This window comes from Phyllobacterium sp. 21LDTY02-6 (genome assembly GCF_023554255.2).
Classification (GTDB): Bacteria; Pseudomonadota; Alphaproteobacteria; order Rhizobiales; family Rhizobiaceae; genus Phyllobacterium.
Genome location: NZ_JAMJWD020000007.1, coordinates 313860 through 326552 on the forward strand (window position 1 = coordinate 313860; position 12693 = coordinate 326552).

Here is a 12693-nt window from a genome sequence, read left to right on the forward strand (position 1 = left end):
ACCGCCAACCGCGGAGCAAGCCCGATGTCCAAGGAGAGAGACCGACAATGACAACAAGCTTCTCGAAGATCCTGGTCGCCAATCGCGGCGAGATCGCCTGCCGGATCATGCGCACGGCACAGAGGATGGGGATCGCCACCGTCGCGGTCTATTCGGATGCCGATGCGAAGGCGCTGCACGTGGCCATGGCGGACGAGGCGGTCAATATCGGCCCTGCCCCGGTCACCGACAGCTATTTGCGGGCCGACAAGATCATCGAGGCGGCATTGCACACGGGCGCCGACGCCATCCACCCCGGCTACGGGTTCCTCTCCGAGAATCCCGGTTTCGTCGATGCCGTCACCAAGGCCGGCCTCGTCTTCATCGGCCCTTCGGCGGAAGCGATCAGGGCCATGGGGTTGAAGGACGCCGCCAAGCGGCTGATGGAAAAGGCCGGCGTGCCCGTCGTCCCGGGCTATCACGGCGAGGCGCAGGAACTGGTGGTGCTCGCCTCCAAGGCAAGGGAGATCGGCTATCCGGTGCTGATCAAGGCGCGCGCCGGCGGTGGCGGCAAGGGCATGCGCAAGGTGGACGATCCCGATGATTTCGCCGAGGCGCTGGGCAGCGCCCGCCGCGAGGCCAAGAGCGCCTTCGGCGACGATCGCGTGCTGGTGGAGAAATATATTGCCAAGCCGCGCCATATCGAAGTGCAGGTCTTCGGCGACAATCACGGCAATGTGGTGCATCTCTTCGAGCGCGACTGCTCGCTGCAGCGGCGGCACCAGAAGGTGATCGAGGAAGCGCCCGCCCCGGGCATCACCGACGAGATGCGCGCGGCGATGACCGGCGCCGCCGTGAAGGCCGCCCGCGCCATCAGCTATTCCGGCGCCGGCACGATAGAATTCATCGTCGACGCGACCGAGGGCCTGCAGCCGGACCGCTTCTGGTTCATGGAAATGAACACGCGCCTGCAGGTGGAGCATCCCGTGACCGAGATGGTCACCGGGCTCGATCTGGTGGAGTGGCAATTGCGCGTCGCGGCCGGCGAGGCCCTGCCGCTTTCACAGGCGCAGATCAGGCTCGACGGCCATGCTGTCGAGGCGCGTCTCTATGCGGAAGACCCGGCCCGCAGCTTCCTGCCGGCCGTCGGCACGCTGCACCATATCGCCTTCCCTGAAGCCGCCGGCAGCGGCGCCATCCGCATTGAGACCGGCGTGCGCAGCGGCGATGAAATATCGCCGTTCTACGACCCGATGATCGCCAAGATCGTGGTGCGCGCCGCCTCGCGCAGCGAAGCGCTGGCGACGATGAGCGATGCGCTGCTCCACACCGAGATCGCCGGCACCATCACCAATGCGGGGTTCCTCGCCGCGCTCGCCGCCCAGGCCGATTTCGTCGCGGGCGATGTCGATACGGGCCTGATCGACAGGAATGTCGACAGCCTCATCACCCGCGCCGCAGCGCCGGAGGGCGCGCGGGAACTTGCCATATTGGCGGCAAGCGGCCTGCTGGAGCCTGCGCCCGGGGGCGACCCGTGGTCGGACCTTCGCGGCTACAGCAATCTCGGCACGCAGTCCTATCCGGTGCTGCTCAAGACGGAAACCGGCGTCGAGCGCCACAATGTCAGGATCATTGGGGGCGGAATCGGGGGAAGCGGGCGAACGACAATCGGCGGCGCCGGGCATTTCGGCATGGACGGGCCCGATGGCACGACCGAACTGCGCGTGCGCCGCGACGGGCCGCATTGGCATGTGGTCGGCAGGCATGTGAACATGCGGGCGAAAACTGTGGCCGTTCCGAACGGCATCGCGGTGCTTTCCGGCGGTACGGTGGCAAGCTTCGCGCTGGCCGATCCGTTCCTGCTGGCCGAGGAGGCCGCCCATGCGGGCGACAGGCTGAACGCGCCGATGCCGGGGCTGGTCAAATCGGTGCGCGCCACGAGCGGCGATACGGTGCGCAAGGGCCAGATCCTGCTGGTGCTCGAGGCGATGAAGATGGAGCACACGATCACCGCGCCGCATGACGGCAAGATCCTGGAGATCGTCGCTGAAAACACGCAGGTCAAGGAGAACGCCGCACTGGTGCGCTTCGCCGAATAAGGTGGCGGTAAGGTTGGGAGCTTGGGTCTGAAGCCTTGCGGAACTACCTCCTTGCAATCAACCCAATTTCCCTCATCCTGAGCCTGGTGAGCCTGCCGAACCACGAAGGGCGCAGCAACGTTTGTGCAGTCTCTTTTTTGGTTGCATCAAAATAGTGCGTGCTTCGACAAGCTCAGCATGAGGGAGGTTGGCTCAGCATGAGGGGATTGATTTGATGGCGGGAGGGTTGGGAGCTTGGGTCTGAAACCTCGCAGAACTACCTCCTTGCAATCAAACCCAACCCCTCATCCTGAGCTTGTCGAAGGGCGCAGCAACGGTGGTGCAGTCCCTTTTTTGGTTGCATCAAAATAGTGCGTGCTTCGACAGGCTCAGCATGAGGGAGGTGGGGTGCAATCTCTTGTTGGAGATGCAGAATAAGCAAAACCCTCACCACGCCCGCGAAAATCGCGCCTGGTCATTGAAAATGGGGGGAGACGGGCGGTCTTCAGCGCGTCAGTATTATAGTCAGGGTCGAGGTCCGAAGACCGCCCGCGACGTCTTTGCCTGCCATTGTTGCGCTTGTCAGACGCAACAACCCGGAAAACGAAGCGCTACCTCCGTTTCCTTCTGCAGTTTGCCGGTCAATCGGGGTTGTCACTTCCGACTGTCCGGCAACGCCACCCTTTCCCAGCTTGTCGAAACAGCTCCGGAAGCTGCTCCCCCACTGGAAAGGACCTGCACAGAATAACCCGGTTTCAAAGTGGTGGGATAAGTTTCCATTTATCCCACCAGAGGGGACGTGTGTTGCATAAATGATGTGCGTGCTTCGTGCTTCGACAAGCTCAGCATGAGGGGCTCAGGATGAAGCCGACCGGGGGAGAAAGCTCACCCCCGCATATGCCCGGAACGAAGTGGCTGGTTGGCGCCTAGTTGGCGCCCTTGCGCGGCAGATTGGCGATGGCCGTTTCCACGGCAGCGATATTCAGCTCCAGGGTCGCGATTTTCTGCAATGTGTTATTATCAGGAAATGCCTTGGACTTGGCACAGGTCGCAATGAGTTGCGTCTGCGCATCGGTCAGGCTCGACAATAGTCTCTCAAGATCTTCCTGCATGCGTATTCCATTCATTTACAACTGAGGCACACGCTTTAGTTGTGCCTTCATTCCTATTCCAATACGCGAAAAGGCGGAAAATTGTCAAAGAACAAACGGCGCCGTAAACAAATATTTTGTTAGTAGAACAAAAGAACTAGACTTATTCCAGGGGTCTGCAGGCACGAACCTGAGTTGTAATAAAGTCTAGCCTGAGCGTCGCGATTACTCAAGGTTGTGTTTAGTGTGACTTCAACCATTCACGCGCCTCGTGCAGGGCGGAGGCGATCTGACCTTTGGACATGTGCCGCAGGAGCTCGCTGCGACGCCTGGCTGCACGATCACAACCTTTGATTGCAGCGATGTTGAACCATTTATGGGCCGAAACGAGATCGACCTCGCAGTCGCGGCCGCTGGCATACATCATCCCCATTTCGAAGATGATATCGGTTTCGGCGGAACCGCCGGCCTGGCCATTATCGAGGTTCTGGAGTTCAAAACGTGCCATGATGCCAATCCCTTGCTGAACCAAATCCGTTGATCTTGGAATGCCCTGTCAGACTTCCCGAGAGCCGCCTTTTTTGTTTTGGCGTGTCTCTTTCGATGTCTGCAATGATGGCAGCAGAGGCTTGAAAGCGGCGTTAAGCGGGATGCTTAACTGGAGAAAAACAAAATCAAAACAACTGGTAAACTTCGGAATTCGTTAAATATACCGGTCCAGCAATGGCGGGCTTTGCGGCGCCGTACCATTAAAATTGCGCTGGGCGGCGTCAAGAGTCCGCTAACCAAGGCGTGATTTGAAACGGCGCGTCCTGCCGGCGCCCGCCCTCGCCGCAGCCCGGATTTTGCCGCTTTCCATCGCCCGGCTTTTGAATTACTTTTACGTTTGCGTAAGCTCCAGCGGAAAGAGCCGGAGCTGGCTTCAATGGGAGGAAGGAATGAAACTGAAACTGCTGCTGACATGTGCCGCGCTCGTTCTGGCCGCGGGCCCGGCGCTGGCCGAAGAGCCGATCGTCGGCTCCTGGAAGCGCCCGAACGGCACCATCATCCAATATTCAGCCTGCGGCGGCGACAAATATTGCGGCACCGTGATGACCGGCGAATACAAGGGCAAGTCCATCGGTTCCATGGCCGGCAGGGACGGCGCCTACAAGGGCACCGTCAACAAGCTCGACGAGGGCAAGACCTATAATGGCAAGGCCACCGCAAAGGGCGGCACGCTGTCGCTTTCCGGCTGCGTCATGGGCGGGCTGATCTGCAAGAGCGAGAGCCTGACGCGGCAATAATCGATGCGCCAAACCCGGACGACGCACAATCTCCGGGTTTGGGCTTTTCGCCTGCCGCGCGGCGCGTGCGGCAAGGGCCTCGGCCCGGCTTGACGGCAACAAACCCATTTCTCCCGCAGCGATTCGCGCGGCTGTCGCGTTTGCGCCGGCTGATGTGCCTGCTTGCCGGTGCCTGGCAGATGCCTGGCCGGTGCCTGATCCGGCGAAAGCCGGGACGCTGCTGGCCACGCCGGATGCGACACCGGATGCGACGACGCCATGGGTGCAGCGTCTTAGACCAACGTCTAATTGTGGAGGGGTAAAAATTGAAGTATTAATGGTCTTGTTTTCAGCACGAAGCATTTCTGAATTGGTTTGATACTTGAATAGATTTATCTCCATGGCCGCGGCAGCGTAGTATATTTGTCGCTAATCCTCCCCCTGCCCTGGCCAGCAATATCAGTTTCGTTGAGTTCATCGTTCATTAGATGGTGGAGAAATGTCTCGGCGGCTGATGAGACCCAGGTTCTGCAACATTCCCGCTGCACTTGGGACAGCTGTGGTTTCCCCTCACAGCTGTCCCCCTTTTTTCGGCGATGCAGGGTGTGGCGATGGATCCATGCGCGAGGCGGTTGAGCAACTGCGTGGGCGCGTGAATGATGCGCGGGAGAATGTTGGAATGTGCGGGATTGCAGCGGCACTGAGGTGCGTCCTATGAACTTTGGCTGCTTCTTTGCTGCGATCAAATCAAATCCGAGCTTGCAGAACTAGAACCCTGCAATCAATCCAATTTCCCTCATCCTGAGCCTGTCGAAGGGCGCAGCAACGTTTGTGCAGTCCCTTTTTTGAGCGCTGCAAAAAGCATCGTGCGTGCTTCGACAGGCTCAGCATGAGGGGATTGATTTGATGGCGGCAAGGTTGGGAGCTTGGGTTTTGAAGCCTTGCAGAACCACAACCCTGCAAAACTCTACTCTCCCTCATCCTGAGCTTGTCGAAGGGCGCAGCGACATTGTTGCAATCCTTTCTTTGGCAGCATCACCACAGCGCGTCCGTCGTGATTTGACGGGCTTGTCTGCTGAATGCTCACCAGGCTCGGGACGAAGGAAATTCGGGCGTTGCAGGGCAGGAGTGCCGCCAGATCAACTCCCCCGCCCCGGAGGATTGCAGCGCTCCAACCAACCCCGGCTGGCAACCCCGCTGGCCGACCCGGTTGGCCAACCAACCCCGCCAACCAACCCCGCCGGCCCCCTCGGCCTACCGCGCGCGCTGGTTGAACAGGATCTTCTGCGCCTCCTTGTCGTCGGCGAGGTTGCGGCGCTCCTCCTTGCCCAGCGCCAGTCCGCGCTGCACGGCAGGCCTTGCGCCGATTGCCTCGAACCAGCGCTTCAGCCGCGGGAACTCATTGAGGTCCTGGCCCTGGTTCTGGTGCGGTACCACCCAGCCGAAGGCCGCCATGTCGGCGATGGAATAGTCGCCGGCGAGGTAATCGCGCTGTTCGAGCCGGCGGTTCATCACGCCGTAGAGGCGGTTGACCTCATTGGTATAGCGGTCGATGCCGTAGGCGATCCTTTCGGGGGCGTATTGGCGGAAATGATGCGCCTGCCCCGCCATCGGGCCGAGGCCGCCCACCTGCCAGAACAGCCATTCCTCGACGGCAACGCGCTGGCGCTCGTCGTCGGGATAGAACTTGCCGAACTTGCGGCCGAGATATTGCAGGATGGCGCCCGATTCGAAAACCGAGATCGACTCGCCGCCGGGGCCTTCGGGATCGATGATGGCAGGCATGCGATTATTGGGCGCGATCTTCAGGAATGACGGCTCGAACTGCTCGCCCTTGCCTATGTTGACGAGCTTCAGCGTATAGGGAACACCAAGCTCCTCCAGCATGATCGAGATTTTCCACCCATTGGGCGTCGGCCAATAATAGAGTTCGATCGGCTTTGTCTGACTGGTCATGTCCATCTCCGGCTTTTGGTCGCATGAATTGTGGTGGCTAGAACTACGGTGAGTAAAACAGAGATAGGGTGCCGCCCCGGCTTCGCAAGGTCCCAAGCTCCGCAAGGCCCCGCCAACCCTCGCAAGGTCCGGAACTTCGCAAGGTCCCAAGCTCTGCAAGGCCCCCGCCAAACCCTCGCAAGGCCGATGTCCGTCTCTGGCCGGCTCCGCACAGCATCGCCAAGTTGAACCGCGGATGAACGGCCGCATCAGCACGGGTTCAGCCTGGATCTGGCAGGGTGGCAGCAGATTTCACCAACCCGCTTTCATCAAGCTCAGGAACAGGCAAAATGCTCCGGTCGGCCACACATATCTCGCTCCTGTTCCTCAGGGCGCTGCTCTTCTCCTCGATCCTCGTCGGCCCCGTGGCGGCATTCACCGCCAGCTACCAGGCGCGCTCGCCTTCCAATGGCGGCATCGGCCTCGTCCTCCTCGTCAGCCTGCAGCGCGCCTGAACGACAGGCGTTTCAGCAGGGCGACCCTGCAGGGGACGGCTTTGCAAAAACCGGCATTTCAAGGGCATTTCAACTGTCACCATGACTCACTATATTGAGGCATGGACAAACGAATCGGAACCAGGAAGACGACAATGATCAGCATGCCTGCGGATGCTGATCCCCAGGAATTCACCGACGCCAAGGCCGCGGTGGAGGCGCTCACCGCGCTTTACGAGCGGAACACGCAGTTCCTGCGCGACGCCTTCGACAAGGTGGCGCGGAACCAGGCCCGCGATGCCTCCCATTACCGCGCCTTCTATCCGGAAGTGCGCCTTGCGACGTCGAGCTACGCGCAGATCGATTCGCGCCTCGCCTTCGGCCATGTCTCGGCGCCGGGGATCTATTCGGCGACGATCACCCGCCCCGATCTCTTCGCCAATTATCTGGAGGAGCAGATCCGCCTGCTGATCCGCAATCATGGCGGCCCGGTCACGGTGCAGGAATCGACGACGCCGATCCCCATCCATTTCGCCTTTCTCGAAGGCACCCATGTGGAGGCCTCCGTCGCCGATGCGTTCCTGCTGCCGCTGCGCGATCTTTTCGACGTGCCGGACCTGGCGGCGACGGACGACCGCATCGTCAATGGCGAATATGAGGTCGACGATGCCGACAGCATCATGCCGCTTTCGCCCTTCACGGCGCAGCGGGTCGATTATTCGCTGCACCGCCTCGCCCATTATACGGCGACGCGCCCGAGCCATTTCCAGAATTACGTGCTCTTCACCAATTACCAGTTCTATATCGACGAGTTCTGCGTGCTGGCGCGCGAATTGATGGCTTCGGGTGGCGGCGGCTATGAACGCTTCATCGAGCCGGGCAATCTCGTCACCGAGGCAGGCGCCAAGGCGCCGAGCTCGGGCGTGCCGATCGGCAGGCTGCCGCAGATGCCGGCCTACCACCTGATGCGCGAGGATGGCTCCGGCATCACCATGGTCAATATCGGCGTCGGCCCCTCCAATGCCAAGACCATCACCGACCATATCGCCGTGCTGCGCCCGCATGCCTGGCTGATGCTCGGCCATTGCGCCGGACTGCGGAACACGCAGGCGCTCGGCGATTATGTGCTCGCCCATGCCTATGTGCGCGAGGATCACGTTCTCGACGACGATCTGCCGGTATGGGTGCCCATCCCCGCGCTGGCGGAGGTGCAGGTGGCGCTCGAACAGGCGGTGGCCGAAATCACCGGGCTCGAAGGCTATGATCTCAAGCGCATCATGCGCACGGGAACGGTTGCGACCATCGATAACCGCAACTGGGAGCTGCGCGACCAGCGCGGCCCGGTGAAGCGCCTGTCGCAATCGCGGGCGATCGCTCTCGACATGGAATCGGCGACGATCGCCGCCAATGGTTTCCGCTTCCGCGTGCCCTATGGCACGCTGCTCTGCGTCTCGGACAAGCCGCTGCACGGCGAATTGAAGCTGCCGGGCATGGCGACGGAATTCTACAAGCGCCAGGTGGCCCAGCACCTGCAGATCGGCATTCGCGCCCTGGAGAAGCTGGCGGCGATGCCGCCGGAGCGGTTGCATTCACGCAAGCTGCGCAGCTTCTACGAGATGGCGTTCCAGTAGGCTTCCGGCCCAATCCCGCGTGCCAGTTCAGTCCCGCGTACCGACCAGGCCGAACCAGGCATTTTGCGGGTCCCGCCCCTGCGCCACCCATTGGCCGCCCGGCACTTCGTCGGGACCGGAAGCGATGGTGCCGCCCTTCTCCCTCACCCGCTCCAGCGCGGCGTCGATATTGCCGACATTGATATAGCGCCATTTGTCGGCATTTTCATTGCTGGGGCCATCCATCATGCCGCCGACGGGAAAATCGCCGCCGGTGCGGAACATGTGATAGCTGCCCATCGGCCCGGCATCGATGGTCTCGTCCTTCGACCAGCCGAACAGGCCTGAATAAAAGGCAAACGCCTTGTCCCAATTGCTCGGCTGCAAATCGTGCCAGCCGATGGTGCCGGGCGTGAGCGGCGCGGGATAATCGCCGCGATCCGCGCGCGAAGGCTCGAACAGCTGGAACGAAGCGCCGTTGGGATCGGCCACGATGGCGAAGCGTCCGGTATCGGGAATGTCCATCGGCTCCATATGGACCGTGCCGCCGGCCTGCCTCAGCCGTTCGACATGGCCGTCGAGATCCTCGACCATGATATGACCCGACCACATGGGCGGCACCCCGTCCATCTGCGCGTCAGCCGTCGACATCGCCCCGGCTACCGGAATATCGTTCACGGTCAGCAGCGTATATCTGACATGGGGATTGCCCGAATCCTGCGCGCCCCACCCCACCACATGGCTGTAGAAATCGATGGCGTTCGCGGGATCGCTGGTCAGAAGTTCGTACCAGATAAAGCTGCCCGTCTGCATCGTCTTGTCCTCCCGCAATGACCGCGCGGCGCCGGTTGACAATTTACGTTGATATCAACATACTAATCGAACCATGTCAAAGCCGATTTCCATTCCCTATGAAACGACGATCCATGTTCGCGATCATTGCATGTGCCTTGCGGTACAGCGGGCGGCCCGCGCGCTGGCGCGGATGTTCGATGATGCCCTGCGGCCGCATGACCTGACCAATGGGCAATTTTCGCTGCTGATGTCGCTCAACCGGCCGGTGCCGCCCAATCTCACATCGGTCGCCTCGCTTCTCGCCATGGACCGCACCACATTGACCGCTGCGTTGAAGCCGCTCGAGCGCCGGGGACTGGTCAGTGTCACCGCCGACCCGAAGGACAGGCGCGGGCGGCTGCTGACGCTGACGCCCGAAGGGCTTGCCGTTCTGTCGAGAGCCCTGCCCGTATGGACGAAGGCGCATGGCGAGCTTGAGCAGGTGCTGACGCCGGGCGAGATGTCCCGGCTCTGCGGCGATATGAGGAAGATTCTCTGATCGGCCGCGATGGCCCGCCCCGGTCGCGATCTGGGCGGCAGCCCCATGGCGGAGCGTCGCGGCGGTAGCGCATGAAGTTCTTGATTGCGTCGCAATTGCCGGTTTAATGCCGGGACATGAAAAACAAATCGCGATCGTGGCTGGCCCTCGCGGCTGTCGTCATACCGGTGCTGATATCGGTTCCGCTGGTGTTCGGCTTCTTCGGCGCGGTGCATCCCGCCTTCGACTCCTTCGCGCAGTTCCGGCTGCATCTGGCAGTGCTCATGGCCGTCTGCGCCCTGCCGGCGCTGTTCCTCGGCCTTTGGCGCGAAGGGCTGATGGCGATCGCCTTCGCGGCGACGGCGCTCGGCAGCGTCTTCATCCATACCGGCGCCGCCGGCGCGGCGGCAAAGGCCGAAGAAAATGCCGGCCAAAATGGTGGCCAAAACAGTGGCCAAAATAGTGGCCAAAACAGTGGATTGGCCGAATACAAGCTGCTGCAGCTCAATCTGCGCTATGACAATAGCCGCCACGCGGACGTGTTCCGCCTGATTGCGCGCGTATCGCCCGACGTGATCACGCTGGAGGAGGTTTCGGCGGAATGGCGGCCGAAGCTCGCGGCGATAGAGGGGCGCTACCCCTATCATTTCTATTGCCCCAACCGCAGCCGTATCGGCGGCGCGGCCGTGCTGTCGCGCCGGCCCTTCGCGCTCGGCTCGACGCCGCTCTGCGTCGATAGTCTCGTCGCCCTCGCCCGCGTCGATTTCGGCGGCTACAGCGCCACCATCGGCGCGCTCCATCTCGATTGGCCGTGGCCCTTCGCGCAGGACTGGAACGTCGCGGAAGTGCGGCCCTACCTGGAAAAGCTGCAGGGTCCGCTCATCATAGCCGGTGATTTCAATGCCGCGCCGTGGACCGAAACCCTGAAGAACATCATGCTTGCCAGCCGCACGCGGCATGTGAACGGGCTGCGCCCGAGCTGGCTGGTCAATGGAGCGCTGGCCCGTTTCGCGCCATGGGTCGGCCTGCCGCTCGACCATGTGCTGGTTTCGGACCGCATCGTCGAGCCGAAAGTGGAGACGCTGGAAGCAGTGGGTTCGGACCATCTGCCGCTGTTGCTGCGCTTTTCCATCGCGCCTAGCGACGCCGATCCCGGCCCGGACCAGCAGACCGTGATGCTGCAGCGATAGTCCGGCTCCATACTACATGTTCGTATGGACTTACATGTTCGTATAGACTTACATGTTCGTATAGACAGGCCCCTCGCCGCCCTGCGGCGGCACCCAATTGATGTTCTGGTTGGGGTCCTTGATGTCGCAGGTCTTGCAGTGCACGCAGTTCTGCGCGTTGATGACGAATTTCGGCCCGTCGCCTTCCTCGATCCATTCATAGACGCCGGCCGGGCAGTAACGCGCCGAAGGCCCGGCGAACACATCATGTTCCGAGGTCTTCTGCAGCGCCATGTCCTTGACGATCAGGTGGGCGGGCTCGTTCTCCTCATGATTGGTATTGGAGAGGAAAACCGAGGATAGCCGGTCGAAGGTGAGCACGCCGTCCGCCTTCGGATAGGCAATCGGCTTGTGCTTGCTGGCCGGTTCGAGCGAGGCCGCATCGGTCTTGCCATGCTTCCACGTGCCGAAGGGCGACCAGCCGCCGAAGATCGTGTTCAGCCACATGTCGAGGCCGCCCAGCACCACGCCGCCGATCGTGCCGAGACGCGACCACATCGGCTTCACATTGCGCACGCGCTTCAGGTCCTTGCCGATCTCGCTGCTGCGCCAGGCATCCTCATAGGCGGCAAGCTCGTCATTCGCCCTGCCATCGGCCAGCGCCTGCGCCACATGTTCAGCCGCCAGCATGCCGGAGAGCATGGCATTGTGCGAACCCTTGATGCGCGGGACATTGACGAAGCCGGCTGAACAGCCAAGCAGCGCGCCGCCGGGGAAGGAGAGCTTCGGCACGGATTGCCAGCCGCCTTCGGTGATGGCGCGCGCGCCATAGGAAAGCCGCTTGCCGCCCTCGAACGTGCCGCGGATCGCCGGATGCGTCTTGAAGCGCTGGAATTCCTCGAAGGGCGAAAGATAGGGGTTCTTGTAATTGAGGTGCATGACGAAGCCGACGGCAACGGTATTGTCCTCCAGATGGTAGAGGAAGGAGCCGCCGCCGGTCTTCATGTCGAGCGGCCAGCCGAAGGAATGCTGGACCAGCCCGAGCTGGTGCCTGGAGGGATCGACCTGCCACAATTCCTTGATGCCGATGCCGAACTTCGCCGGTTCCTTGCCCTCGTCGAGCTTGAAGCGCGCGATCAGTTGCTTTGCCAGCGAGCCGCGGGCGCCTTCCGCGATCAGCGTATATTTGCCGAGAAGCTCCATGCCGCGCGTATAGGCCGGGCCATGCGAGCCGTCCTTCTCGATGCCCATGTCGCCCGTCGCAACGCCGATGACGGCGCCATTGTCGTCGTAAAGCACCTCGGTGGCCGCAAATCCGGGATAGATCTCGACGCCGAGCTCTTCGGCCTTGGTCGCCAGCCAGCGGCAGACATTGCCGAGGGAGACGATGTAATTGCCATGATTGTTCATCAGCGGCGGCATGGCGAAATTCGGCAGCCGCACCGAACCTGCGGGGCCGAGCACGAGGAAATGATCGGCGGTTACCGGCGTCTTGAAGGGATGGCCCTCCTCCTCGCGCCAGCCGGGCAGCAGCTTGTCGATGCCGACCGGATCGACGACCGCGCCGGAAAGGATATGCGCGCCGACCTCGCCGCCCTTTTCGAGCACCACGACGGAAAGCTCGGGATTGACCTGCTTGAGCCTGATCGCGGCAGCCAGGCCCGAAGGTCCTCCGCCGACGATGACGACATCAAACTCCATGCTCTCGCGCTCTGGAAGTTCAACCGTCTCACTCATGCAATCCTCCTGCCTAAATTCCC

General features: G+C 61.7%; 11 protein-coding genes. 6 read left to right on the forward strand and 5 right to left on the reverse strand.

The window, feature by feature from the left end; genetic code table 11:
* Positions 1-47: 47 nt before the first annotated feature.
* Positions 48-2078 carry an acetyl/propionyl/methylcrotonyl-CoA carboxylase subunit alpha gene (locus M8997_RS21935; protein WP_250014580.1) on the forward strand — a complete coding sequence of 677 codons (2031 nt, stop codon included), beginning with the start codon at positions 48-50 and terminating at the stop codon, positions 2076-2078.
* A 905-nt stretch (positions 2079-2983) separates the two neighbouring features.
* Here M8997_RS21935 and M8997_RS21940 read toward each other — a convergent pair.
* Both M8997_RS21940 and M8997_RS21945 read right to left on the reverse strand, forming a co-directional pair.
* Positions 2984-3169, reverse strand: coding sequence for a hypothetical protein (locus M8997_RS21940; protein WP_250014581.1), 186 nt, complete (start codon positions 3167-3169; stop codon positions 2984-2986).
* A gap of 220 nt (positions 3170-3389) precedes the next feature.
* Positions 3390-3656 (reverse strand): sel1 repeat family protein, encoded by a 267-nt coding sequence (locus M8997_RS21945; protein WP_250014582.1) that lies wholly within the window; start codon positions 3654-3656, stop codon positions 3390-3392.
* A gap of 430 nt (positions 3657-4086) precedes the next feature.
* On the opposite strand from M8997_RS21945, the gene M8997_RS21950 reads away from it, so the two are divergent.
* On the forward strand, positions 4087-4434 hold the full coding sequence (locus tag M8997_RS21950) for a DUF2147 domain-containing protein (RefSeq protein WP_250014583.1): 348 nt from the start codon (positions 4087-4089) through the stop codon (positions 4432-4434).
* Positions 4435-5667: 1233 nt separating this feature from the next.
* Here M8997_RS21950 and M8997_RS21955 read toward each other — a convergent pair.
* Entirely contained in the window at positions 5668-6369 is a 702-nt protein-coding gene (locus M8997_RS21955) for a glutathione S-transferase family protein (protein WP_250014584.1), read from the reverse strand.
* 329 nt (positions 6370-6698) lie between these two features.
* Here M8997_RS21955 and M8997_RS21960 point away from each other — a divergent pair, with 329 nt between their 5' ends.
* Both M8997_RS21960 and M8997_RS21965 read left to right on the forward strand, forming a co-directional pair.
* Complete coding sequence (locus M8997_RS21960) at positions 6699-6863, forward strand: hypothetical protein (protein ID WP_250014585.1); 165 nt, start codon at positions 6699-6701, stop codon at positions 6861-6863.
* 101 nt (positions 6864-6964) lie between these two features.
* On the forward strand, positions 6965-8473 hold the full coding sequence (locus tag M8997_RS21965; RefSeq protein WP_250014586.1) for an AMP nucleosidase: 1509 nt from the start codon (positions 6965-6967) through the stop codon (positions 8471-8473).
* Between the two features lie 27 nt (positions 8474-8500).
* Here the strand turns inward: M8997_RS21965 and M8997_RS21970 are convergent, their stop codons facing one another.
* On the reverse strand, positions 8501-9265 hold the full coding sequence (locus M8997_RS21970) for a VOC family protein (RefSeq protein ID WP_250014587.1): 765 nt from the start codon (positions 9263-9265) through the stop codon (positions 8501-8503).
* Positions 9266-9338: 73 nt separating this feature from the next.
* On the opposite strand from M8997_RS21970, the gene M8997_RS21975 reads away from it, so the two are divergent.
* On the forward strand, positions 9339-9785 hold the full coding sequence (locus tag M8997_RS21975; RefSeq protein ID WP_250014588.1) for a MarR family winged helix-turn-helix transcriptional regulator: 447 nt from the start codon (positions 9339-9341) through the stop codon (positions 9783-9785).
* A 116-nt stretch (positions 9786-9901) separates the two neighbouring features.
* On the forward strand, positions 9902-10954 hold the full coding sequence (locus tag M8997_RS21980; protein ID WP_250014589.1) for an endonuclease/exonuclease/phosphatase family protein: 1053 nt from the start codon (positions 9902-9904) through the stop codon (positions 10952-10954).
* 48 nt (positions 10955-11002) lie between these two features.
* Here the strand turns inward: M8997_RS21980 and M8997_RS21985 are convergent, their stop codons facing one another.
* Positions 11003-12670 (reverse strand): electron transfer flavoprotein-ubiquinone oxidoreductase, encoded by a 1668-nt coding sequence (locus M8997_RS21985; protein ID WP_250014590.1) that lies wholly within the window; start codon positions 12668-12670, stop codon positions 11003-11005.
* Positions 12671-12693: the final 23 nt, after the last annotated feature.